The sequence below is a fragment of the Nonomuraea endophytica genome, from assembly GCF_014203235.1.
Taxonomy (GTDB): Bacteria; Actinomycetota; Actinomycetes; order Streptosporangiales; family Streptosporangiaceae; genus Nonomuraea; species Nonomuraea endophytica.
Genome location: NZ_JACHIN010000005.1, coordinates 158,563 through 181,838 on the forward strand (window position 1 = coordinate 158,563; position 23,276 = coordinate 181,838).

Annotated in this window: 18 protein-coding genes; 6 read left to right on the forward strand and 12 right to left on the reverse strand. The window is 73.6% G+C overall.

Annotation, left to right across the window (positions count from 1 at the left end; all coding sequences use genetic code 11):
* The first annotated feature begins 162 nt into the window (after positions 1 to 162).
* From HNR40_RS19710 to HNR40_RS19720, 3 genes are read left to right on the forward strand one after another with little or no spacing between them, the layout of a single operon-like run.
* Positions 163 to 2,691, forward strand: coding sequence for an MXAN_6230/SCO0854 family RING domain-containing protein (locus HNR40_RS19710; RefSeq protein ID WP_312896430.1), 2,529 nt, complete (start codon positions 163 to 165; stop codon positions 2,689 to 2,691).
* Entirely contained in the window at positions 2,688 to 3,326 is a 639-nt protein-coding gene (locus HNR40_RS19715) for a nucleotidyltransferase domain-containing protein (RefSeq protein WP_184963331.1), read from the forward strand. The genes HNR40_RS19710 and HNR40_RS19715 overlap by 4 nt, the downstream gene beginning before the upstream one ends.
* Positions 3,323 to 4,054, forward strand: coding sequence for a nucleotidyltransferase domain-containing protein (locus HNR40_RS19720; RefSeq protein WP_184963333.1), 732 nt, complete (start codon positions 3,323 to 3,325; stop codon positions 4,052 to 4,054). The genes HNR40_RS19715 and HNR40_RS19720 overlap by 4 nt, the downstream gene beginning before the upstream one ends.
* Here HNR40_RS19720 and HNR40_RS19725 read toward each other — a convergent pair.
* From HNR40_RS19725 to HNR40_RS57240, 6 genes are read right to left on the reverse strand one after another with little or no spacing between them, the layout of a single operon-like run.
* Positions 4,051 to 5,730 carry a hypothetical protein gene (locus tag HNR40_RS19725; RefSeq protein WP_184963335.1) on the reverse strand — a complete coding sequence of 560 codons (1,680 nt, stop codon included), beginning with the start codon at positions 5,728 to 5,730 and terminating at the stop codon, positions 4,051 to 4,053. The genes HNR40_RS19720 and HNR40_RS19725 overlap by 4 nt on opposite strands.
* Positions 5,727 to 9,278, reverse strand: coding sequence for a DUF5682 family protein (locus HNR40_RS19730; protein ID WP_312896431.1), 3,552 nt, complete (start codon positions 9,276 to 9,278; stop codon positions 5,727 to 5,729). The genes HNR40_RS19725 and HNR40_RS19730 overlap by 4 nt, the downstream gene beginning before the upstream one ends.
* Positions 9,275 to 10,357 (reverse strand): ATP-binding protein, encoded by a 1,083-nt coding sequence (locus HNR40_RS19735; protein WP_184963337.1) that lies wholly within the window; start codon positions 10,355 to 10,357, stop codon positions 9,275 to 9,277. The genes HNR40_RS19730 and HNR40_RS19735 overlap by 4 nt, the downstream gene beginning before the upstream one ends.
* Positions 10,354 to 14,838: a hypothetical protein gene (locus tag HNR40_RS19740; RefSeq protein WP_184963339.1), complete on the reverse strand. Its 4,485-nt coding sequence runs from the start codon at positions 14,836 to 14,838 to the stop codon at positions 10,354 to 10,356. The genes HNR40_RS19735 and HNR40_RS19740 overlap by 4 nt, the downstream gene beginning before the upstream one ends.
* The gene (locus tag HNR40_RS19745) at positions 14,831 to 15,661 is read right to left on the reverse strand and encodes a DUF4132 domain-containing protein (protein WP_246509273.1); all 831 of its coding nucleotides are present in this window, start codon (positions 15,659 to 15,661) and stop codon (positions 14,831 to 14,833) included. The genes HNR40_RS19740 and HNR40_RS19745 overlap by 8 nt, the downstream gene beginning before the upstream one ends.
* Before the next feature lie 45 nt (positions 15,662 to 15,706).
* Positions 15,707 to 16,633: a GNAT family N-acetyltransferase gene (locus tag HNR40_RS57240; RefSeq protein ID WP_184963340.1), complete on the reverse strand. Its 927-nt coding sequence runs from the start codon at positions 16,631 to 16,633 to the stop codon at positions 15,707 to 15,709.
* A 53-nt stretch (positions 16,634 to 16,686) separates the two neighbouring features.
* Between HNR40_RS57240 and HNR40_RS19755 the strand changes: the two genes are divergently transcribed.
* Complete coding sequence (locus HNR40_RS19755) at positions 16,687 to 17,208, forward strand: hypothetical protein (RefSeq protein ID WP_184963342.1); 522 nt, start codon at positions 16,687 to 16,689, stop codon at positions 17,206 to 17,208.
* 118 nt (positions 17,209 to 17,326) lie between these two features.
* On the opposite strand, the gene HNR40_RS19760 is transcribed toward HNR40_RS19755, so the two are convergent.
* Positions 17,327 to 18,112, reverse strand: coding sequence for a class I SAM-dependent methyltransferase (locus HNR40_RS19760; RefSeq protein WP_184963344.1), 786 nt, complete (start codon positions 18,110 to 18,112; stop codon positions 17,327 to 17,329).
* 111 nt (positions 18,113 to 18,223) lie between these two features.
* On the opposite strand from HNR40_RS19760, the gene def reads away from it, so the two are divergent.
* On the forward strand, positions 18,224 to 18,745 hold the full coding sequence (gene def, locus HNR40_RS19765; protein ID WP_184963346.1) for a peptide deformylase: 522 nt from the start codon (positions 18,224 to 18,226) through the stop codon (positions 18,743 to 18,745).
* Positions 18,746 to 18,755: 10 nt separating this feature from the next.
* On the opposite strand, the gene HNR40_RS19770 is transcribed toward def, so the two are convergent.
* The 3 genes from HNR40_RS19770 to HNR40_RS19780 are packed head-to-tail and all read right to left on the reverse strand — an operon-like array spanning position 18,756 to position 21,202.
* Positions 18,756 to 19,355, reverse strand: a complete 600-nt coding sequence (locus HNR40_RS19770) for a class I SAM-dependent methyltransferase (protein ID WP_184963348.1) — start codon at positions 19,353 to 19,355, stop codon at positions 18,756 to 18,758.
* Positions 19,356 to 19,415: 60 nt separating this feature from the next.
* On the reverse strand, positions 19,416 to 19,733 hold the full coding sequence (locus tag HNR40_RS19775; RefSeq protein ID WP_184963350.1) for a hypothetical protein: 318 nt from the start codon (positions 19,731 to 19,733) through the stop codon (positions 19,416 to 19,418).
* Positions 19,730 to 21,202: an APC family permease gene (locus HNR40_RS19780; RefSeq protein ID WP_246509274.1), complete on the reverse strand. Its 1,473-nt coding sequence runs from the start codon at positions 21,200 to 21,202 to the stop codon at positions 19,730 to 19,732. Before HNR40_RS19780 ends, HNR40_RS19775 begins: the two co-directional genes overlap by 4 nt.
* A 430-nt stretch (positions 21,203 to 21,632) precedes the next feature.
* On the opposite strand from HNR40_RS19780, the gene HNR40_RS57860 reads away from it, so the two are divergent.
* Positions 21,633 to 21,848: a hypothetical protein gene (locus tag HNR40_RS57860; protein WP_376773488.1), complete on the forward strand. Its 216-nt coding sequence runs from the start codon at positions 21,633 to 21,635 to the stop codon at positions 21,846 to 21,848.
* Here the strand turns inward: HNR40_RS57860 and HNR40_RS19790 are convergent.
* Together HNR40_RS19790 and HNR40_RS19795 are read right to left on the reverse strand one after the other, a co-directional pair.
* Entirely contained in the window at positions 21,836 to 22,474 is a 639-nt protein-coding gene (locus HNR40_RS19790) for a GOLPH3/VPS74 family protein (RefSeq protein WP_184963355.1), read from the reverse strand. The genes HNR40_RS57860 and HNR40_RS19790 overlap by 13 nt on opposite strands.
* 125 nt (positions 22,475 to 22,599) lie before the next feature.
* The gene (locus HNR40_RS19795; protein WP_184963356.1) at positions 22,600 to 22,944 is read right to left on the reverse strand and encodes an MmcQ/YjbR family DNA-binding protein; all 345 of its coding nucleotides are present in this window, start codon (positions 22,942 to 22,944) and stop codon (positions 22,600 to 22,602) included.
* Positions 22,945 to 23,276: the final 332 nt, after the last annotated feature.

The window sequence follows — 23,276 nt, forward strand, 5'->3', positions numbered from 1 at the left end:
ATGGGGAGGACATGGCCGTGTTCATCCGGGTAGCGTGTGGCGCCTGGGCGGCTCAGGGTGCGCTTCCTTCTCCTTCATTCGACTGAACAGCGTGCCCGCTCTCCGCCCCGGGAGGCCGTGCTCAGCGCGGCCTCCCGCACGCTTCTTCAGGGGAGGCCAAGGGTGATCGCCGAGGTACTGCTGCGCGCGCGGCGGCTGGTCGCGCTCGCGCCCATGCTGGCCGACCCGCGGGCGGTGCCGCCGGTGGGCAAGCTGCGCAAGGGGATGCGGCTGGTGGCGGCGGACGTTCCGCGCGGGGTCGCGGCGCTGGAGGCCGAGCTGGTGCAGCTCGGGTTCCTGCTGTCGGGGCCGCTGCGGGACGCGCTGTCCGGGCTGGAGGCGGACGGCCTGGCGAAGGTCGGCCGGAGGGTGCTGCACTGGGCGCGGAACGAGGTGGGCGCGGGCGCGGAGCACATCCCGCTTTTCCGGAAGTTTCCTGACAGCGTGCCTCAGGACACCCAGGACTTCTACGTGCGCCGCGTGTTCAGCCTGCTCACCCAGGCGGCCGAGCAGCCGTGCGTGCTGTGCGGGGAGCGCAGGACCGTCCATCCCGTCTCGCCGTGCGCGCACCTCGTGTGCCGCCTGTGCTGGGACGGCGCCGACTTCAGCGCCTGCCCCATCTGCCACCGGCGGATCGCCGCCGGCGATCCGTTCCTGCGCCCCACTGGACCCCCAGGATCAGCCGGTACGGCTCCGCGTGGCGTCCTCGCCAGGCCGGTCGCGGTGCTGGGACTGTGCGACGACCCGGCGGAGGCCGTCCGAGAGCTGACCGGCTCCCTCCTCGAACGGCGCACTCCCATGCCCCCGCACGAGCGGGCCGAACTGCGCACGCTGCTGGAGTCTTGCTGGCCCGAGTCGGCGGCCTGGCTGCCGGAGGCGATCCCGGTCAAGGAGACCAGGGCGGTGGCCATGGCCGTGGCCGCCCGGCATGGCGCCACCGCACTGCTGGAGGCGCATCTGGAGACCGCCACTGACGTGCTGCGGCTGCTGTTCGAGCTGATGGGCGGCGATCCCGGGCTGCGGGTGGCGCCCGAGCGGCTGGCGTTGGGCCGGGGGATGCGGAGGGTCGTGCTGGGATGCCTGGATCGGATGGCGGTGCCGTACCTGCTGGAGGATCTGCGGCGGCACGCCCGGCTGTGGGTGCGGATGGGCGAGGTGCTGCACCCGCACGAGCACGCGCGCAGGTTCCCGGTGGCGGCGATGGCGTTCGCGGCGCTGCGCGGGACGGCGCTCGACGGCGGGACCGCGTTCGGGCGGGCGCTGCTGGCGCGGGCGGCGCGGCATCCGGAAGCGGTGCGGGTGCGTGACGGGCGTCTGCGGGCGACGACGTTCAACGGGCTGGTGGAGCCGGCGCTGGCGGCCAAGCGGTATGAGGAGGCGGCCGGGCTGCTCGCCGCGCGGCCGGGCGAACTGGTGCGCCGCCTGTCGCAGATGCTGCGGCTGTCGCCGGAGACGCTGCTGGGTCCCGGGGCGGTGCTTGAGGACGCGGTGCAACGGGTGGCGCCGGGCGTGCTCGTGTCCGCGCTCGGGCTGCTGCGGGCGGCTCCGGGAAGCCGGCGGCTGTTCCTGCCGAGGGGTGGCACCGCCCGGTTCTGGACGCTGCCCGACGAGCGGTCGCCGCTGGCCGACGAGGTGGTGCTCGGCGCCGAGGACGTGCTCACGGCCGAGCTCCTGCGGCGCGCGTCCGCGCTGCCCGGGGTGCGCCGCGCGCTGCTGGACGAGGCGCTCGCCGACCTGGTCGCGCCGACGTCCGAGCGCGCCGCGTCCAAGGCGCTGGTACGGCTGACGCGCGGCAGCAGGCAGCCGATCCCCGACGACGCCCGGCTGCGCTTCTTCCTGCACTGGGCCGAACCGCCGGGAACCCGCGTCGACCTCGACCTGTCGGTGGCCGTCTTCGACGAGAGCTGGCGTTTCGCCGGCCTGTGCGACTACACCCGGCTGCGGCTGGGCTCGGCGCTGACGCACTCGGGCGACCTGACGTCGGCACCGATGCCGCTCGGCGCGTCGGAGTTCATCGACGTGGACGTGCGGACGCTGCGCGGGCGGTATCTGGTGCCGGTCGTGTTCAGCTACAACGACGTGCCCTTCGACGAGCTGGTACGCGGCTTCGCCGGGTTCATGCGGCGGCCGGAGGGGACGTTGTTCGACCCGCTGGCGGTGCGGCAGCGCTTCGACCTGTCCGGTCCGGCGAAGATCCTGGTCCCGCTGGTGGCCGACCTGTGGTCGCGTACGTCGGTGTGGGCCGACCTCAACCTGTCGGCCGCCGGGTACGGTCACCAGGTGGCCAGGAGCGGCCACGAGCTGGCGGCGCTCGGCCGGGCGCTGGGCGAGGCGTTCGAGGAGCGGGTGACCATGTGGGAGCTGGCGTGCTGGCACGCGGCGGGACGCGCGCGGGAGGTGCTGGTGCGCCGCCGTGACGGCGCGGTCGTCCGCTACGAGCGCCGCCCCGGCGAGCCGGTCGCCGGCTTCGCCGCGCGCCTGTCCGCCCGCGCCGACGCGCCGGAGGGCCGGCCGGACGGCGTCGAGCTCGCGATCCTGGTGCGCGGCGACGTCGACCTGCCCGGCGACGCCGGCGTCTACGCCCTCTACCCGGACCGTTCGGGCGGACGCCGCCTGGAGGCCGCCGACCTGCTGAGCGGGCTGGCGCCGTGACCGACGACCTGATCCTGTCCGTCGTCGTGGGCTCGCGCGCCTACGGCCTGGACACCGACGCCTCCGACACCGACCGCAGGGGCGTGTTCGTGGCGCCGACGCAGGCGTTCTGGCGGCTGGACAAGCCGCCCACGCACCGGGACGGGCCGCTGCCCGAGCAGTTCTCCTGGGAGGTGGAGCGCTTCTGCGGCCTGGCCCTGGAGGCCAACCCGACCGTGCTGGAGTGCCTGTGGTCGCCGCTGGTCGAGCTGACCACCCCGTTCGGCGAGCGGCTGCTCGGGCTGCGCCGCGCGTTCCTGTCCGAGCGGGCCCGCCAGACCTTCTGCGGGTACGCCGACGCCCAGTTCCGCCGCCTGGACCCGGCCGCGCCGAAGTGGAAGCAGGCCATGCACATGATCCGCCTCATGCGCTGCGGCCTTCATCTCGTACGGCACGGCGACCTCGAGATCGACGCCGGCCCGGAGCGCGAACGGCTGCTGGCCGTCAAGCGCGGCGAGGTCGCCTGGGCGGAGGTGGCCGCGTGGCGGGAGAGCCTGGCCGCCGAGCTTGAGTCCGCGGTGAGCGTCCTGCCCGCGGCCCCGGACCGCGCGGCCGTCGAGGAGTTCCTGCTGGACGTCAGAAGGGCCCACCTGTGAACCTGCCCGGCTGGCTGCCCGAGATCCCGGGCGAGCAGCCGTACCCGCTGGTGTTCGCGACCGTGAGCGGCGCGCACCTGTACGGCTTCCCCTCCCGCGACTCCGACGTGGACCTGCGCGGCGCGCACGTGCTGCCGCTACGGGAGGTCGTCGGCCTGCGCACCGGCCCCGAGACGCTCGACCGCACCTGGACGCGCGAGTCGGTCGAGGTGGACCTGGTGACGCACGACCTGGCCAAGTTCTGCCGGCTGCTGCTCAACCGCAACGGCTACGTGCTGGAGCAGTTGCTGTCGCCGCTGGTCGTGGCCACCTCGTCGGCGCACGCGGAGCTGACCGCGCTCGCCTCCGGCTGCCTGACCAACCACCACGCCCACCACTATCTCGGCTTCGCCCGCACCCAGTGGCGCCTGTTCGAGAAGACCGGCGAGCTCAAGCCGCTGCTCTACACGTTCCGGGTGCTGGCGACCGGCACCCACCTGATGCGCACGGGCGAGCTGGTGGCCGACCTCACCCTGCTGTTCGGGTACGGGCCTGCGTACCTGCCGGAGCTGGTGGAGGCGAAACGGGAGGCCGAACACGGGGCGGCGCCGGTGATCGATGGGGTGGCGGCGGACGTGACCAGGATGACTGCGGCCCTGCAAGAGGCCCAGACCGTCTCGTCCCTGCCCGAGACCGCCACCACCCACGACGCCCTGAACGACCTGGTGATCCGCCACCGCCTCGCCTAACCGGGTCCCGGCTCCATCGCCGCCCGCCAGCGACGCAGGGTGAGCTCCCCCTCGGCTCGCTCCGCGTAGGTCATGGCGGCCGACCAGACGCGGGCCAGCTCGCCGGGCGGTTCCGGCAGCGACTCGCCCGTCACGGTACGCCGGACGGCGGCGGCCCGGCCCGCGAGGCGCTCCAGGAGGGCGGCGGCGGTGGGCAGCTGATCGCGGCGCAGGCGGGCGGCGGTGGCGGCGATCGTGGCGGCCGCCGTGGGGCCCGCGGTCGCCCTTCCGCCCATGGCCACCCGGTGCAGCACGCGGCGCAGCGGGGTGAGGGGTGCGGCGCGGCCGCCGGGTCTGGGCGGTAGCGGTGGGCCTGACGGGCCGGGCAGGTCGGTGAACGACAGGTCCTGCTGATCGACGGCCAGGACGGTGACCACGCCCGGCTGGTCGGGCACCACCCGGACGATGACGTCGCTCTCGTGTGCCGGGGTGAGCTTGCGGAGGTTGGCTTCGCCGGTGGGTGTGGCGCCTATTGCGGTCAGGGTGCCCGCGCCGGTGCGCAGGTCGCGGCCCGCCGGTTCGGCCCGCAGGAACATCAGGCCGTCGCGCTCGCCTCGCAGCGCCCTGGCCAGCTGGTCGGCTGGGGGTTCCGTCCACGGGGGGCCGGTCCATGTGCTGACGCCGTGGATCGCGGCCTTGGTGTCCTTTGTACTGCTCAGCCTGCCGTCGGCGCTGGCGGCGGCGTTCTGCGCGAAGACGCGGCTACGGCCTAGGCGTTCCGGCGACAGCGCCAGGCCGCCGAACCTGACCGCTGCCCGGTAGGCGGCGGCCACCCGCTCCGCGCCGCCCGGCGTCACGTCGGCGACGGTGTACAGCTGTCCTGTCTCGTCGGCCAGCCAGGTCACCACACCCGCGTAGCCGGAGGCCGTGACTACGGGCTCGCTGAACAAGCCCTGCAGGATCAAGGGCGGCAGCGCCTCGTAGCGGCGCCTGCCGGTCCCCGGATCGGTGTCCGGTCGGCGGGCGGTCCTGAGCAGGTCGGCCAGGTCCTGGGCGTAGCGTGCCAGCTCGAACTCCGGCCGCTTGGCCCGCACGTCATGAACGCCCTGGGCCACCGCCGTGGTCAGCCTGGCCAGGGTGTACAGGCGCGCCTCGGCACAGGCATGGGCCGCACGCAGCAGCCGTTCCCTGGCCGCCGCGCCCGCGTGCGCCACCCCGGCCGCGAGCACCTCGGCCCCCGCCTCCCACGCCATCCCGGCCGCCGCCCCGCCCGGTCCGCCTCCCGCAGGCCCTCCCGTGTCGGCTGTCGGACGTGCTTGGTCGGGATCCGCTTGGCTCGGCGTTCGCGGGGTGCCTGAGGCGGGGGGCTCGTCGCTCTGGGCCGGCGAGGGGTCGGGCTTTTCGCCTGGTGACGGGGTGTCGGGGGTGGCCAGGGGGAGGGCGCTGAGGACGGACAGGGTGTGCAGGCAGCGTGGGGTGAGCAGGCAGGTGCAGGTGATCTGGGCGATGTCGGTGAGCAGGCCCCCGAGCGGCAGCCGTACCGTCTCCTGGCCTGTGTTGACGTGCAGTTCGGCGCCTTCGGGACTCCACTGCCAGGCCTCCGCCGCGCCCGGCGCGGCGTCGAGGCGCTTGGTGACGCGGGCGGGGGCGGCGGCGAGCGCGTCGGCCAGGACGGCGGGCATCACGTCTGGCCTCATCCGCGTACCCTCTCGGCGATCCAGGCCGCCAGCTCGGACGGGGACAGGGCGGCCACCGGCATTCCGGCGGCCGCCACCTGTTCGGCGACTGCTCGGTTGTAGACGGGTTGGCCCTGGTCGTCGAGGGCTGCCAGGCCGAGGGTGTGGGCACCGGTTCCGGCCAGCGCGCGTACCTCGGACAGCAGGCGGCCCACCGACACCCCCTCGTCGAAGTCGCTCACCACGGCGACGATGCTGCGGCGCGGGACGGTGAGGCGTTCGCGGGTGTAGCGCAGGGCCGTGCCGATGTCGGTGCCGCCGCCCACGGACACCTCCAGCAGCAGCGACAGAGGATCAGTCACCCGGTCGGACAGGTCAGCCACCTCGGTGGAGAACGTGATGAAACGTACGCTCAACGCCGGAACCCCGTGCAGCACGGCGGCGGCCAGCGCGGCGTAGATGGTCGAGCGTTCCATGGAGCCCGACACGTCCACGCACAGGTGCAGGTGCCAGTCGGCGCCACGCCGGGCCCGGGTCCTGAACACCGGGCGTTCCACCACCACCTCCGGCCCGCGTTCGGTGAGCCGGGCGGTGTGGAGGTTGCGCCGCAGGGTACGGCGCAGGTCGATGGGCCCGCCCGGCCGCAGCGTGGGCCGGGGCGTGGTCAGGCCGGTGAGCGCGGGCCGCATGCGTCGGGCCAGCTTCTCGGTCAGCTCGGCCACCACCCGCGCCACCAGCGGGCGCAACCTGGCCAGCCGCGCCTCGGGGAGCGCCCCGGCCAGGGCCAGCATTCCTTCGAGCAGGCCGACGTCCGCGCTGACCCGCTCCGGGTCCAGCGCCAGGAGCGCGTCCACCCGCCCGCGTGCCGCCACCCGTCCCACGACCTCCTCGCGTACCCGGGCCCCGAACAGCGCCTCCAGCTCCTCCACCCACTCCCGGGCCGACGGATACGGCCGCCCGCCCCCACCACCGTCGGCCCCCTCCCCCGTTCCGGCCCCATACAGATCGTCCAGCGCCCGCGCGACCGCCCTGGCCGGAGGATCCAGCCGGTCCGCCTCCCGCCCCAGCACCATCCGCCACCGATCCACCCGCCCAATGCGCCGCGAGTCTTCCGGCCCGTCCAGCGCGGCCCCCACGGGCTGCGCACCGCCCGCCACCTCACCCGCCGCACCATCCAACGCCGCAGGATCCAGCGCCGCGCCGTCCAGCGCCGCGCCGTCCAGCGCCGCGGGATCCAGCGCCGTACCGTCCAGCGCGGCGGGATCCAGCTCCAGTACGGCGAGCCGCCCCGCCTCGTCGGCCGCTGCCCAGGCGGCGAGCTCGTCGGCCGGGGCGTGCAGGGTCACGTCGGCGTCCAGGCCGAGGCTGTCGAGCAGGCGCTGGCGGGACGCGGGAGACAACGCCTCGAACCCGTCACGGAGCGCGGGCAGCCGGGCGAGAAACCCGGCGTCGTCCCAGACCTCGACCCGTTCGGCCAGCGGTGCCAGCAGTTCGGCCGACGCCTCCAGCATCGCCCCCGCCACCAGCACCGCCCCAGCAACCCGCCCCGCCACCGCCACCCCAGCCACCGGCCCTCGCTCAGCCATCGGCCCTGCCCCGGTCCCGGGATCGGTGCCGGTATCGGGATCGGTGCCGGTCCCAGGATCGGTGCCGGTCCCAGGATCGGTGCCGGTCTCGGTCTTGGCGGGGGTTGGGGAGGCGGAATCGGCCCAGGCGGCGAGGCGTACCGACAGTGAGGCGGGGGTGGTCGCGCCCGCGACGAGCAGGGCCGCGGCGGCGGCGCCCTGGGCGAGTGGGGTGCCGTCCGTGGCCATGCGGCGCAGTGCCCAGGTCAGGCGGCCCCGTGCCGGTGCGAGCCGGACCAGTTCGCCCAGGAGCGCCGCCTCCTCGTGGCGGGTCATGCCGGACAGGCCTTCGACGGAGGCGACGGCCGCGGTCAGGACGAGTTCGGCGGCTTCCTGGCAGCCGGGCGGCGGGGACGGAAGGGCCGCGAGGCGGCTGAGGAGGCGGTGGCAGGCCACCAGGTCCGCCGCGCCGGCCACGGGGATGAACTCCGTGGCGAGACGGCCCACGAGCTCCGCGGTCAGCTCCGGCAGGCCGCATTCGGCGGCCTTCTCCACGATCACGGGGAGGCGTTCTGAGAGGGCGGCGCGGCGCAGGCGGCCCTCGGCGGCGGGAGCGAGGGTGGCGCCGTAGACGGCGGCGCGCTCCAGCGTGGCCTCGGTCAGGGGACGCCAGCGGGCGGTCCACGAACGGCCCAGGGTGTCGGCGCCGCCGACGCCGGTCATGGGGCGTTCCTCCGCGTAGCCGACGTCCAGCGCGGACAGGCGGCTGAGCGTGAGGTGGCGGCGCTGGTCGAGGGGTGAGCGGTGGGGGTCGAGGCGCAGGACGGCCTCCGGCTGGCCGGGTCCCGGCAGGCCCAGGTCGGCGACGAGCGCCTCGACGTGGGTGAGCAGGCCGGAGCGGGGAGCCGCGGGGTCGACCTGGCCGCGGCGGGCGCCGATGAGGACACGTTCGGCGGCTCGGGCCACGGCGCGGGCGCGGCCCAGGGGTTCGCCTTGGGCCAGGGTGCTCTGGAGGGCTTCGACCAGTTCGCGGCGGCCGGGGGCGGGGAGGTCGCGGAGGGCGGCCAGGTCGCGGGCCATGCCGTACGCGGCCTTGGCGTCGGGGACGCCCGCCACGTGGCCGTCGCGGCGCAACTCCGCGCAGATCCGCGCGATCGTCTCGGCGGCGGCGCGCTCCACGGCTGCGGGATCACCCTCGGCCAGGTAGACGGCCTGGCGCCATTCCGGGTCCTTGATGCCCGCGGGGTAGCCGGAGCGCGAGTCCAGCAGCTCGAAACCGTAGGGGACGAGCGCGGTCACCACCTCACCCTCCGCAGCCTCCGGAACAGCAGAGGTGGAGGCGGGCAGCTCGGTGGTGGAGGCGGGGGCGATCAATGCGGGAGCGGTGAGTGCGGGGGCGTGGAAGGCGCCGACGACCACGGCCGCGCCCTCCGGGCCGATGTCGGCGATACGGCGCCGCATCCACGCCTCCCTCGCCAGATCCCGCTCGGAGATCGTGCCGGCGTCCTGCCGCATGGCCCAGCCGACGGCGAGGGCGGCACGGCGGATCCGCGCGGGTTCGGCCCCGTGGGAGGGGGTCTCCACGAGGCGGTCCCACAGCTCCTCGTGGTCGTCCACGTCCACCTGCCGCATCAGGGCGGGCACCAGCGTCCCCTCCGCGCTGTCGCCGGGCAGCCCGGTGAGCAGGTCGATGGCGTGCACCGGCACCCCGTGCCCGACCGCCCACCGCACCGCGGCCAGCTCCGGCGAGAAGTCCGCGAACGGGTAGAAGCCCAGCCGCTCCCCCTCCTGCGAGGCGACGGCCAGCGCCACGGGCGCCGTGGTGGCGGGCGAGCCGAGCCAGCCCAGCCACTCCTGCAGTTCCCCGGGCAGCTCGACCAGCACCGCGCGCGGCCGCGCCGCCTCCAGCAGGTACGGCATGGCCGCCGCCAGCACCGGCGAATGGTGACGTACCCCGATCAGGTAGGGCTCCCGCCCCCCGACCAGGTCCTCGAGTTCCTTCACGACCCTCCGGACAGCGCGTCGCGCAGCTCGTACAGCCGCCGCCACAACCGAGGCCCGCTCTCGGCCCGCCGCCGCACCGTCGTGTCCCAGTACGCCAGCAGCTTGCCCTGATCGTCGGGATCGTCCTTGCGCACCACGCCCAGCAGATACCCGGGCAGCAGCGACAGCGGATCGGGGACGGGCAGGTAGGCGGCCTGCAACCCCATCGACCCGGCGACCGCCACGGCTTCGGCTGTGCTCATCACCGCGGTCGGCCGTTCCACCGGCCAGCCTTCCTCCGCGGTGCCGAGCCGCAGGTCGCGGAAGGCCGTCACCAGCGCTTCCATGACGGCGTCGTCGACCTCCAGCGTGGCTCCGGCGCGGGCGAGGGCGGCGGTGGCCTGGGTGCGGACGAGCGCGACCTCGTCGGCGAGGGTTCCGATGGGCGGCACGACCTCGAAGTTGAAGCGCCGCTTCAGGGCCGCGCTCATCTCGGACACGCCCCGGTCGCGCAGGTTCGCGGTGGCGATCACGTTGAAGCCCTGGGCGGCGTACTCGGTGGCGCCGAGCTCGGGCACGGCCATGCGGCGCTCGGACAGCACCGACACCAGCGCGTCCTGCACCTCGGGCAGGCAGCGGGTGATCTCCTCGACCCTGGCCACGGCGCCGGCGCGCATGGCGGCCAGGATCGGGGAGGGCACGAGCGCCTGCCCGCTGACGCCTTCGGCCAGCAGGAGGCGGTAGTTCCAGCCGTAGCGCAGATGTTCCTCGGTGGTGCCTGCGGTACCCTGGACGACCCGCTCGCTGGCGCCGCTGACGGCGGCGGCGAGCAGTTCCGACAGCATGGACTTGGCGGTGCCGGGCTCGCCGACGAGCAGCAGGCCGCGTTCTCCGGCGAGCGTGACCACGGCCCGCTCGACCAGCGCCCGCTCGCCGACGAACTTGCGGGCGATCCGCCGGCCGTCGCCCATGACGAAGTCCACGACGGCCGAGGGCGTCAGCCGCCAGCCGGGCGGGCGGGGGCCGGGGCGGGCGGCGAGCTGCTCCAGCTCTTCGGCGTGGCGGACTTCGGCGGGCTCGACCTGGGCCTGAAGGCTCATCGGGGGCCCGCCCCTTCGCTGACGAGCTGCCAGGCCCGCTCGAACAGCTCGGGCAGCGACGTGTCCGGCAGGCGGCGGGCGAGCGTGCGCGGATACAGCGCTTCCAGCTTCCACGTCTCGGCGGGCAGGTCGGGCGCCTTGCCCTTGGTCCAGCCGCCGGGCAGGAAGAACCCCCGGCCCGCGCGTTCGCGCTTGGCGGCCATGACCAGGCCGCGTTCCGACAGGGCGGCGGCGGCCTTCTTGTGGCGGGCGGGCGTCCAGTCGTTCCAGGTGCGGACGTTACGGTCGGTGGGTTCGAGGAGCGTGAGCAGCTGCAGGTAGAGGACGGCGGCGTCCTCGTCCAGGCCGAGCGCGCCCGCCGCCGCGGCGACCACGGCGGGTGCGCCGGCCCTCGGGTCGGCCTCCCAGCGGCCCGCCTCCAGCAGCGGGGTCCGTTCGGCCATCCGGGTGTAGCCGTCCGAGCGCAGCAGCTCCACGAACCGGGCCGGCGGCGTCTGGTCGCCCCAGGGCTTCTCCAGCGACAGCTGCAGCAGGGAGCGGGCGTCGCCGCCGAGGAGGGCCGGGCGGTAGAAGGTCTGGCCGTGGGTGACGACGATGGTCAGGCCGTCGTCGACGGCCGTGACCCCGTCGTCCAGCTTGCCGTGGTACGGCTCGCCGGTGAAGCCGTCGCCCTCCATCGTGCCGCCGCGCAGGAGCAGCCCCGGGTGGTTCAGGCGGCGCCGTACCAGGTCGAGGGCGGCGGGCAGCCCCGCGCGGACGGGATGCCCGCCCGGCAGCGTGGCATACGCCCACGGCAGCGCCAGCGCGAGGTCGGCGATCAGGTCGTCCAGGGCGATGGGCTCGACCACCTCGTGGTAGCTGTCGCCGGCCAGCCAGGTGTCGTGGTCCCGGTTCAGCTCGGCGACCGGGGACGGGTCGGTCAGCGCGCCGAGCGCCCTGGTCGCGGGCAGCCGCAGCGGGAGCGTCCTGGCGGCGGTGACCGCGTCCTCGGGCACGCGGGTCCGGCGGCCGAAGCGGGCGGTCCATGCTTCGGCGAGGCCGCGGGCGAGCGCCTTCTGGTCCCAGGGGTCGGCGGGGACGGCGGCGTCGAGCAGATCGCGCCGTTCCTGCTGGGTGAGCGACTTGAGCTCGTCGCGCGCGATGACGGCTTCGGCCGGCTTCAGGTCGAGGACCTCGCGGGTCTCGGCGTCGAGGAAGTCGCGGCCCCAGCTGTCCAGGCCGGGTAGCCCGGCCATCAGCAGCGCGGCGGCGGGCCGGCCGAGACCGGTCTCGGCGCACAGGAGCTCGACGGCCTCGGGATCGTGCTCGGCGGGGCCTTCCGCGCGCAGCCGGTCGACGAAGGCGGCGAGCGTGCGCGGCTTGGCCCAGCCGATGGGCAGCTCGGCCGAGACGTCCAGCACCTCGCCGGCGCGGGGGGCGGTGCCGTACTCGATGAACCTGCGCCGCCGCGCCTGGTAGATGCCCGAGTAGTCGGGGGTGAGGTCGAGCGTGAGGTGGGCGCCGCCGGCGGACAGGTGGCCGGTGAGGTCGGCCACGTCGGCGACGCCGCGGCGCCAGCCGGGCTCGGCCAGCCGCGAACCCGACCACATCTCCAGCAGGGTGCGGATCGCGGCCCTGCGCGGCGCGGGCGTGGCGGGCGAGATCGCGCGCACGGCCAGGCCGCCGAGGCTGCCGATCAGGTCGGTCCAGTCCTGGAAGCTGCCGGGCATGCCGCCCTTGACCGCCTCGGGCGGGACCTCGCCGGACAGGAACGCGGCCGTGAAGGCGATCTGCCGCCCGGCCTGGTAGGTGAGCAGGCCCTGGGCGTTCACCAGGTCGGCCAGCGCCTTGGCGAGCTCGTCCTCGTCGAGGCCGGGGACGAGCCCGGCGGTGGCGCCCGCGGCGATGAGCAGTTCGTCGCGGCGGGTGGCCAGCTCGTTGGCCTGCCGTACCAGCCCGGCCACGCCGCGCCGCAGCCGCTCGTGCGTCACGGGTGGCTCGCCGCCGTCCATGAGCGCCCGCGCACCGGCCTCCGGCAGCTTCCGCAGTACGGCGGAGCCGTCCGGGTCACGCGGCGTCAGATGGTGCCAGAACGCCTGGAACGGCACCAGGGCGGTGCCGTCCGAGCTGCCCTTGGCGTTGCTCCACCTGTCGCGGCCGGTGGTGACGTCCCAGTGGTGCGTCCCGTCGGTCTCGGTGAGGACGACCGTGTTGCCGGTGCCGGTGAGCAGCAGTGGCTCAGCGTGTCCGGGCAGGTCGAGCAGCCCCCAGGGCGTCGACGTCAGCTTCGCGCTGCCGCCTTGGCCGTCGGCGCGCATGTAGGTGTGGTGGCCGCCGGCCGAGTAAACACGGAAGCCGATCATGCCGTCCGCGGCGCCGAGCGGCGTGCCCTCCAGGCCCTCGGGCAGCGGGGCGAGCGAGCAGCCCTCCAGTTGCCATCGCGCGCCGTCCGGCGGCGGCGCGTCCTCCAGGAACGCCGGCAGGCTGGCCCGCCCGAGCTGCCCGGAGGCGGGGTCGAGCTCGCGCAGCACCGGCCGCCACGCGTCGGGCTGGATCCAGAACGTGGCGCCGTCCCAGAACATGCGGCCGGTCTCGTCGAGTTCGGGCCGCCGGTCGCCGGGGTGCAGGGCCTTGCGGCCGGTGACGCGCCCGCCCGAGGGGGTGAGGAAGGCGTAGCCGAGCCCGGCCCGGTGCTCGTGGAAGTAGTGCCAGCCGTCCTTCTCGTGGATCTCGGACGGCGCCGACGACCAGTAGAACGAGCGCGAGTCGTGGTCGCCCCAGGCGACGCGGAACGCGCCGTCGGCGTAGAGGACGTCGAGGTAGGGCATGCCGGCGGGCACCCGCAGGTCGTGCTCGGCGACCCGGCCGCCGGGCCCGAGCGCGATCGCCTTGGCGGCGGTGAAGACGGTGAGCACGGGCCAGCTCGCGCTGATGCGCGCGTCCTCGCCGAGCTCTTCCAGGGCGGCGTCGAAGGCGTCCCAGCCCAGCTCGTCGTAGACGCCCGCCCGCAGCGTACGGCCCAGCGGCACCGCGAAGTCGATGCCCTCGATGGCCTCGCGCAGCCCGTCGAAGGCGGCCAGCACGGGACCGGTGAGCGCGTTCTCCAGAGCGTCGAGCGCGGTACGCGCGTCCAGCAGCCCGCCGGAGCCCGTCTGCCGGACCTTGTCGAGCAGCCAGGCGTGGACCATCGGCCGCAGCACCGGGATCTCGATCAGTTCCTGGACCTCGCGGTGGTTGCCCACGGCCTGGTCCAGCAGGGGCGCGAAGCGCGGGTCGGCGACGACGGCCTCCAGGTCGCGCTTCCGCCCGTTCATCAGCCACCTGCCCAGGTGGACGACGGCCTCGCTGCCGGGATCGGCGACCGGGACCCCGAACGTCAGGCACGCGTCCAGCAGATCGAGGTCGAGCATCCGGCTGCGCCAGGCCACTCCCCCTTCGAGCCGGACCGGCTCGCCCTCGGCGACCAGCCGGCCGGCGGCCCGCTCCACCAGCGCGAGCAGCGCCGGTGAGCCGGGCTCCGAGCGCCAGCCGCGCTTGAGGTGCGCCACCTGCCGCGACAGCCACGCGGCCGGGACGGTGTCGAGCGCGCCGGACTCCCGCAGCAGCTCCATCCACCATTCGTCGACGCCGTCGGCGGTGGGGAAGACCTCCAGCAGCGTCTCCCGGGGCTGGGCGAGCAGGGTCGTGCGGTAGGCCTTCCAGAACAGCGGGCGGGCCCGCTTCACCGCCGGGGCGCCGATCAGGGTGGTGATGAGGCGTTCGTCCTCGGCGGCGGGGTCGAGCTTCGCGGCCTTGGCCAGCTTGCGCAGCTGTTTGGGCAGGTCGCTCCACGGCGGCAGGCCGCCCAGCGTGCGCCGGACCGCCAGCTCGAACAGCTCGTCGTAGGCGCGGCGCGGCTCGTAGCGCTCGGCCAGCTCGCCCACGTAGACGTTGACCGCCTTGACCGGCAGGGCTCCGGCGAAGGCGTACTCCAGGAACACCGCCCGGCGGGCCGCCTCGTCCACGGGCAGCGCGTAGGTGGCCTCGGCCTCGCGGGCCCGTCCGAACATCACCGCCGCCTGGCCGCCGTGCCCGGCCACGATGAACGTCCGGCCTGCCTGCTCCCAGAAGCTCGGCAGGTGGGTGCGCGGCAGGGTGTCGGCCAGTTCCGCGTAGGCGTCGGCGGCGGCTCCCGGACGGGCGGCGGCCATGCGGGCGGCGCGCTCCATGCCGGTGACGGCGGCCAGCGCCGCCTTGGCGCCGCGCGGGTCGTTGACCAGGGCCCACGCCGGGTAACCGAGGCCGCGGCGGCGTCCGGTGGCCAGGGGCGGGCTCACCTGCGGCTCGCCGTACCCGAGGAAGGCCATGGCGCGGTCCTCGGCCGGTGCGGTCGTCTCGCCGACCAGGCGGATCACCGGGCGCTCGCCGAGCGCGGGGTGGCCGTAGGCGCGGGCCCGGACGGGCTGGCCGCCTTCGGCGCCGGCCGGGGCGAGTCCGGCGTCGAGGAGGAGGTCGTCAGTCACCGTCGGTGATCCTTCCCGCGTAGATGAGCTCGGCCATGCGCACGCCTTCCGACCAGGCGACCGGGCCGACGTCGGCGGGTTCGAGCGGGCGCTCGTCGGCGCCGACCCAGATCAGATCTCCCGTGTACGCCTCGTAGTCGGGCCCGTCGTCGCCCAGCCAGTAGCGGGCCTGGACGGGACGGCCGGCGTCGACGACCGGGCAGACGGCGTAGCCGCCGCGCACCCGGAAGCCGAAGCGGGCCGCGCGGGCGGTGGCGTGGCGCAGCTCGGAGAAGCGGCCTCCCGCGTAGTCGGGCGGCACGTCGCCCTTGTGGTGGACCTCGCGGGCCAGCTGCGGCACCCGCTGCGCCGCGCCCAGTTCGGCGGCGAACTCACGCAGGTCGGCCAGGTCCTCCAGCAACACCGGGTGCGGGATCAGCACCGGCCCCGGCTCCAGCCAGGCGGTCTCGGCGTCCAGGTCGACGACGCCGAGCCGGCCGTCCCGGCCGGCGTCCTTGAGCAGCCCCGGCTCGTCGTCACGCAGGACGACCAGGTCGGTGAGCGCCTCGCGCCAGGCCGGATCCGGCCACACGGCCGCGATCATCGGGGACGGGACCGGGTGGCCGCCGAGCATCCAGGACTCCACCGTCGCCAGGCACTCGGCCGCGTGCCGGGCGAGGTGGTCGCGCAGGGCGAGCAGTTCCTCGGCCGCGGGGCTGTCCTTGACCGCTTTGGGCACCGATTTGAGCCGTCTGCCGGCGGCGTTCTGGCAGACAAGAGTGCCTCCGTCGAGGGCCAGCCGGTAGCCGCCCTCGGCCTCCACCCACGTCACATCTTCCGACATGGCTGGCATCCTTGCAGAACTCAGCGACAATCCCGTTTTGTCGGGTTACTCGGCGGGTGAGAGGACCAGGCGGATCGAGTAGTTCCGATAGCCGAGCCGCTCGAACGACCGCGCCATCGGCACGTTCCCCAGATCGGTGTCCGCCGCGATCCGCGCCGCGCCCCGCCCGGCCAGGAACCTGGTGATCTCCGCCAGCAGGTCGTCGCCGTAACCGTGGCCGCGGTGCTCGGGCACCACACCCAGGTAGCCGACCACCGGCCCGCCGTTGTTGGCCGACGGCAGCGCGATGCCGACCAGGTCGCCGCCCGGAGTGTGGGCCAGCATCCACCACGAACGCTCGCCCGGCATCGACTTGTAGTCCTCGACGTCCTGCCTGGCCTGATCGGCCGGGTCCATGGTGGCCAGCGCCTGGCGCGTCTCGTGGTCGAGCGTGCCCTCCGCGACCCGCCGGAACGCCTCGACGAACACCTCGTCGTCGTCCTCGTTCCTGAACACCAGCCTGCCGGGGGCGGCGGGCAGCGGATCGGCCGGGGTCCACTCGTAGCGCAGCCGCTCCAGCTCGAACGTCAGCCCGGCGCGGGCCGCCGCCTCCTGCCGCCAGGCGATGGCCGCGGCGACGGCGGGGCGCTCGCGCCAGCCGTTCGGGAGGAACACATGGTAGGCGGGGCGCGTGCCGTACACCTCGTGGGCGTGGGAGAGCAGGTCGGCGGCGAGCGCCACGCGGTCCTCCACCGAGGGATCGACGTAGACGCAGTCGAGCGCCATCGGCTTGTCACTGGCGGCGAAGCTCCACCAGACGGCGCGGGCCATGACACGCCCGTCCTGCTCGGCGATCCAGATATGGTCGTGCCGGTACTGCCCGTCGGCCAGGAAGCCGGTCAGGCGGTCAGGGTCGGCCCAGCTGATGCCGTCGTCGACGGCGCAGGCGAGCAGGCGGTCGAGATCAGACTCGACCGAGGGGCGAAAGAGCACACTTCCTCCACAACATCCAGGTCGGGGGACTCTAGCAAGTAGAGTCATCGACGATGAACCACACCATCTCGCCCACTCCCGGCGTCCTGCTCGGTGCGGACGCCTACGCCTGCTCGTGCGGCGCCTCGTTCGCCGACCGGATGCCCGCCGAGCTCCACGCCGCCGAGAACGACCGGTGCACCGGCTGCCTCGGCTCCGGCGAGGAGACCATGGCGCCCGGCGTCACCCGGCCCTGCACCAACTGCGCGGGCAGCGGGGGGCGCAGGGAGCAGATCATCTGGCAGCTCGCGCACTCCGAGGCGGAGCAGCTGATCACGATGAGCACGGTGCGGGGGGTGATCGCCGGGTTCGACGGGCCGTTCCGGCTGTCGGAGATCGCCGACACGATCCGCTCGGGTCTCGACCTGCCGGTGGGGCGGCTTCCCGTGGGGCCGAGGGTGCGTGACCTGCTCCTGGAGCTCCAGTCCATCGGCGAGATCACCATGATCTCCGCCCCCGACGAGCTCCTCGACGGCACCGACGTGGTCCTCTACCGCGACCCCAGCTGGCAACGCACTCCCACTCTCGGCATCTAATCTGTTACGGCTTGCGCCCGCTTGCCCGGACTCGCCGTCGTGGGCTGGGGTCTGTCGAGCGCCGGTCGTGAGGGCTCACGGGGTGCTCGCCGTTACGACTCCGCCCTTGATCCGCTGCTCAAGCTCTTGAGAGTAGTTCGCCGTGGAGGATGGAGAACCAGCCGTCCTCGTCGGCCGCCCAGGTGCGCCAGCCCTCTGACAGGTACGCCAGGTCCTGCTCCGTGGCGAGGCCGGTTGAGGTTGCCTGGTGGGCCAGGGCGGAGGAGACGACGCGCTCCGCCCACGTGCCGCCCCACCATTCCCGGTCCTGCGGTGTCGAGAAGCACCAGGTGGACGAGGTGGTCTTCACGTCGGTGAAGCCTGCCTGCCTTGCCCATGACCGCAGGCGGCGGCCGGCGTCTGGTTCGCCTCCGTTGGCTCTCGCGGCGCGTTGGTAGATGTTCATCCACTCGTCGAGTTCCGGCAATTCCGGGTACCACGCGAATGCCGCGTAGTCGCTTTCTCGCACGGCCACGATGCCGCCCGGTTTGGTGACGCGTCGCATCTCGCGCAGCGCGCCCACGGGGTCGGCCACGTGCTGGAGCACCTGGTGGGCGTGCGTGACGCAGAAGGTGTCGTCGGGGAACGGCAGCGCGTGCACGTCTGCCACGGCGAAGTCGATGTTGCCCGCTCCCCTGGCCGCCGCCTCGTCGCGGGACAGCTGGAGGGCCTCCTCCGTGACCTCGGCGGCGGTGACCTGGGCTACGCGGGTGGCCAGGTCGGCGGTGATGGTGCCGGGGCCGGCGCCCACGTCCAGCAGGGTCATGTGCGGCTGGAGGTGGGGCAGGAGGTATCCGGCCGAGTTCTCGGCGGTGCGCCAGCGGTGGGAGCGCAGGACGGACTCGTGGTGGCCATGTGTGTACATGAGGGTCACTCTAACTTGGTCTCAGAATTTGGGAACGTTTGTCTCATCTAGCGAGACTCTCTTTGTCGTACACTTGTTGCGAATCTTTCGCATCTAGGGAGGGCGTCCGTCGTGGGAGAGGTCCGTCCGATCGTGTACGTCGGGGATCCGGTGCTGCACACCCCCTGCGAGCCGGTCACCCGGTTCGACGAGGCACTGGCCGCGCTGGTCGACGACATGTTCGCCAGCATGTACGCCGCCAAGGGCGTGGGCCTGGCCGCCAACCAGATCGGCGTCGGCCTTCGCGTCTTCGTCTACGACTGCCCCGACGCCGACGGCGAGCGCCAGGTGGGCGTGGTCGTCAACCCCACGCTCGAACTCCCGCCGGTCGGCGAGCGCAACCTCGACCCGGGCGACGAGGGCTGCCTGTCGGTGCCCGGCCAGTACGCGCCGCTGCCCCGCGCCGACGTCGCCACCGTCCACGGCCAGGACGTCACCGGCGCCCCCGTCACCGTCGAGGGCACCGGCCTGATGGCCCGCTGCCTGCAGCACGAGAGCGACCACCTCGACGGCCACCTCTACATCGACCGCCTCCCGGCCAAGCGCCGCAAGCAGGTGCTCAAGGCCTACGAGGAGTCGCTGGCCACCACCTGACCTCGCCCGCTCAGAAGGTGAACATCCGCAGGCCCGGCTCCAGCGGGCGGGGCGGGCCCGCGTAGCGGTGGACGCCGACGGTGAAGTCCTCCTGGGTGAGTCCCTGCAGCTCGAAGCCCTCCTCGGCGAACCACGAGCACACCTGCGGCCCCAGGTCGGGCTCGCGGCGGTGGCGGGTCCAGATCACGGTGGCGCCCGGCGCGCACAACATCGGCAGGCAGCCGATCGTGTGGCGGACGTCCGCGTCGGTGATGTTGCCGAAGACCCCGCAGACCAGGACCAGGTCGGCGGGGACGGCTCCGGTGTAGGCGTCGGTGAGCGCGGCGTCGGCCGTGACGACCTCCACCCCTTCGGGGGCCGACTGCCGCGCCAGCCGTACATTGCGCTCGTCGAGCTCCACCAGGCGGGCACTGACACCGGCCCGCGCGGGGTGGTCGGCCAGGACGGGCAGCAGGTCGCGGCCCTGGCCCGCGCAGAGGCTGACCACGCTGCGGGCGCCGTCGTCGAGCACGCCGGAGATCGCCGCGCGCACCACCCGCAGCCTGCGCCACAACAGAGAACCTGGGGAGTCGTAGCCGGTGTGCCAGCCGTGCCAGTCGGGTTCCTCCATGATCGCCATATTATGCGGCCGGACCGGGCCGGGACCCGAGGCCCCGGCCCGCCGTAACCGTCAGGGCGCCGCTCGCCACATCGGCCAGAACAATGTCCCGTCCCGCATCGCGAACGGCTGCCGCACCTCGTAGCCGTGCCGGGCATAGAGGGCGCGGGCACTGCCGGCTTCCAGGTACGCGGGCGTCGTGCCCAGCGCGGCATGGTGATGCTCCATCATCCCGTGCTCGGCGAAGATGCGGAAGTTCGCCGCCATGACCCGCTGGCGGCGCTCGGGCTCGGGCACGAGGTAGCGGACCACCTTGAGCTCGGCGAACGCGGTCGCGATCAGCTCCGCGACCGCTTCCGCCTCGTGCGCGCCGGCCCGGCGCACGTTCACCGGGCCGCCTCGTGCGCGGTGACGGCCTTGGCGCCGAGGCCGACCCGGGCGTAGACGGCGGGCTGCCGGGCACGCAGCACCAGCGCCCAGATCACGCCCACGGCCACGCCCGCCACATACACCAGCGGCAGGATCCAGGTCAGCGGGTCGCCGGGCGGCACCCCGAGCAGCGCGTCGATGTTCGTGTACCCGAGCCACACCATCACCGCCAGCAGGATCGCCGCCGGCACCGGCGCGACGATCCTCCGCAGCGCGCTCTCCCCGCTCGGCTCGCGCACGAAGAACATGATGACCGCGATCGACGTGGTAAAGATCAGCAGCAGGACGCCGAAGCCGCCGAACGCGCCGCCGTAGAAGAAGAGCTGGACCAGCGGGTTGAGGTCGAGCACCGCATACACGACGATCACCACGAGGCCCAGCACGCTCTGCGCGATCGAGCCCGCCTGGGGCGCGCCGCTGCGCGGGCGGGTGCGGCCGAACACCGCGGGCAGCACGCGCTCGCGGCCCAGCGCGAAGAAGTAGCGGGCGGTCGTGTTGTGGAAGGAGATCATCGCGGCGAACACGCTGGTGACGAACAGGACGCGGGCGATGTCCACGACCAGCGATCCCAGGTGCGAACCCGCCAGGACGAAGATCGTCTCGGCGCCGTCCCTGGTGGCCGTGGCCACGATGTTGCCCGGACCGGTGGCGACCGTCATGGCCCAGGCCGACAGGGCGTACAGGCAGGCGATGATCACGACCGAGGAGTAGGTGGCGAGGGGCACCGTGCGGCGCGGGTCGCGGCTCTCTTCGGAGAACACCACCGACGACTCGAACCCCACGAAACCCAGCGTCGCGATCACCAGCAGCGCCCCCACGCCCGGCACGAACAACGCCCCCGGCGACAACGTCTCCAGCGACAGGCCGCCGGGAGCCGGGTTGGCCAGGTCGGCGAAGTCGAACAGCAGGATGACCGCCACTTCCAGGGTCAGCAGGATGGCCAGGAGCCGGCCGTTCAGGTCGACGCGCATGACGCCGAGCACCGCGACCAGCGCCCAGACGATCAGCGACAGCACCCACCAGGGCGGCGCCGCTCCGAACCACCGCTCGACGATGGGCGTGGCCGCCGCGCCGAACGCGCCGTAGAGGCCGACCTGGAGGGAGTTGTACGCGATCAGCGCCACCCAGGCCGAGGCGATGCCGGCGGGGCGGCCAAGGCCGCGGCTGACGTAGGTGTAGAAGGCGCCGGCGTTGGCCATGTGGCGGGCCATCGCCACGTAACCGACCGCGAACAACGCCAGCACCAGTCCGACCACCAGGAACGCGACCGGGAGACCGGTGATCTTCGTCACGCTGTAGCCGGTGGTCATCACGCCCGCCACGACGGTGAGCGGGGCGGCGGCCGAGAGGACGAAGTAGACGACCGAGGGGGCGCCGAGCCGATCGGCGGCCAGAGCGCGGGTGATCGGGTCTGGCTGGGGGGTTTCCATCGGCATCCTTTCTGTGAGGAGGGGTTGGATGCTGCAGGTCAGTGGTTGACACGCCCGCCGCCGGCCGCTCCACTTCTCAGTGGCCGGTACGCCCGCCGCCCGGCCGCGCGCTCACAGGCGTCCGGCAGCCCGGGACCTCCTGGCAACCCAGGTCTCCGGGGCAACCAACGGCCTGGTGGTGACCCGCGGCCTGGGGGTGACGCACGGTTGGGGCGCAACCCACGGCCTGGGGGTGTCCCGCGGCTTAGGGGGACCCTCGGCCCAGCGTCAACCCACGACTCAGGGATAGCCCGCGGCCTGGGGGTGTCCCACGGCTTGGGGGCAACCCCACGGCTTAGTGGTAACCCACAGCTCAGAGGTAACCGGCGGCCTGGGGGCAGCCCGCGACCTGGGGGTGTCCCACGGCGTCGCGGCAAACCGGGGCTGCGCGGTGATCGGGCGGCGTGCGGTGATCGGGCGGCGTGCGGTGATCGGGCGGCGTGCGGTGATCGGGCGGCGTGCGGTGATCGGGCGGCGTGCGGTGATCGGGGGCTTGGGGGTAAGGCGGGGCCTTCGGGGGATGCGGGGGGTTGGGGTGGGCGGGGGCGCCGGGGGGAGGCGGGCGGGCGGTGTGTGGGCATGGGGTGGGACCGGTCAGGTGCGGTAGGTCAGGACGGCGTCGCCGACGGCGGCGTGGACGTGGCGGGCCAGGTCGGTCAGCTGCGGCGGCAGCGCGGCCAGGACGGTGGTGAGGTGGCGGCGGGCAGTGCGCCGCTCGGCCGGGTCCTCGACCACGACGTCCGTCATCCCGCACGCCTCCACCAGCGAGGCCAGCGCCATGTCGTGCGGGTCGAGCGGCTGCCATCGGGTGAGCGCCATGTGGAGGCGGGTTCTGGGCCATGCGGCCGGACCGAAATCCGTGGCGAAAAAGCGGCCGGGCTTGCGCCGCCATAATTTCGGCGCTTCACGTTCTAGGAATCCGGCCAGGATCATTCTCCCGGACACGTCGTCGACCGCGCGCTGCGACAGGTACACCAGCCAGGTCCGCAGATCCGTGTGCTGCGGCATGCTGCCCATGTCGGCGAGCACCCGGTCGGCCACGACCTCCTGAACCGGCCGAGAATCGACCAGCCGCACCGTGGACCCGCGCACCCCGACCCGCCCGGCCAGCACCAGCTCACCGATGAGTGCGCCTGCCAGGCCCAGTTCGACTCCCTGGACATGCAGCCGGGGACGCCCCGTGCTCGTGGTGTCCCAGCCGACCAGGAAGAGCTCGTCGGCTAGCGCCCGCATGATTCACCCTTAGTGGAAGCCCGATATTCGATACCGCTCACATGACCAGAGCGAAATATCTATCAGACGGATGATCGCCGGGCTAGTCCCATTTAATTAGATGCACCGCGTTTTAGAATGATATTTCATTGCGCCGCGAGATATTCCGCATACACCTTTTTCGGCACGGTCATCCGCCAGGCCTCCACGACCAGCTCCCGCATCTCGTCCACCTCCAGCGCCGCCATCCGGGCCTGGACCCACTGGTAGCGCATGTCACCCTGCGACGGCATCAGGAACTTCTCCGGCTCCGCCGCCACCAGAGCCTCCCGCTCCTCCTTCGGGAACCCGAACCCCATGATCGTCTCGTCTCTGGAGAAGGCCACGTAGACGATGCTGCCCACCCGGAACTTGACCCGGTCCCGGATGAGATGCTCCGACGACCGCGGCAACCGCGACGCCACCTGCCGCACATCCTCAACAGTGATCACGGCCCGACCCTAGCCCCGCCCACCGACAATTCCCCGGCGGCCGCCTCGTCCTCACGCGTTGAGCCCGCGGTCTGACCTTGAGGGCGGGGACAACCTCCTGGCCAGGGAACTGACCAGCGGGCGGCGTTGGCCAACGTCCTGACCAGGGAACCGAGGGGGCATTGGGGAACGTCCTGACCAGGGAACCGGCCAAGAGGGCGGCGTTGCGGCGAGTACGCCGTGAGCCCTCACCGGCGGCGCTCGACGGGCGCCGGCCGGGGTCGGCGGTGCGGGTTGGGGGGCGGTAGCCGTAACCCAGAAGCCAGGAGAAGGACCGCGCGGTCAGGACACGC

Excerpts from the sequence above, each read along its gene's own strand:
- HNR40_RS19725 (WP_184963335.1), bottom strand. The coding sequence starts at position 5,730 with ATGAGGCCAGACGTGATGCCCGCCGTCCTGGCCGACGCGCTCGCCGCC.
- HNR40_RS19735 (WP_184963337.1), bottom strand. The coding sequence starts at position 10,357 with ATGAGCCTTCAGGCCCAGGTCGAGCCCGCCGAAGTCCGCCACGCCGAA.
- HNR40_RS19745 (WP_246509273.1), bottom strand. The coding sequence starts at position 15,661 with ATGTCGGAAGATGTGACGTGGGTGGAGGCCGAGGGCGGCTACCGGCTG.
- HNR40_RS19755 (WP_184963342.1), top strand. The coding sequence starts at position 16,687 with ATGAACCACACCATCTCGCCCACTCCCGGCGTCCTGCTCGGTGCGGAC.
- HNR40_RS19760 (WP_184963344.1), bottom strand. The coding sequence starts at position 18,112 with ATGTACACACATGGCCACCACGAGTCCGTCCTGCGCTCCCACCGCTGG.
- HNR40_RS19770 (WP_184963348.1), bottom strand. The coding sequence starts at position 19,355 with ATGGAGGAACCCGACTGGCACGGCTGGCACACCGGCTACGACTCCCCA.
- HNR40_RS19780 (WP_246509274.1), bottom strand. The coding sequence starts at position 21,202 with ATGGAAACCCCCCAGCCAGACCCGATCACCCGCGCTCTGGCCGCCGAT.
- HNR40_RS19790 (WP_184963355.1), bottom strand. The coding sequence starts at position 22,474 with ATGCGGGCGCTAGCCGACGAGCTCTTCCTGGTCGGCTGGGACACCACG.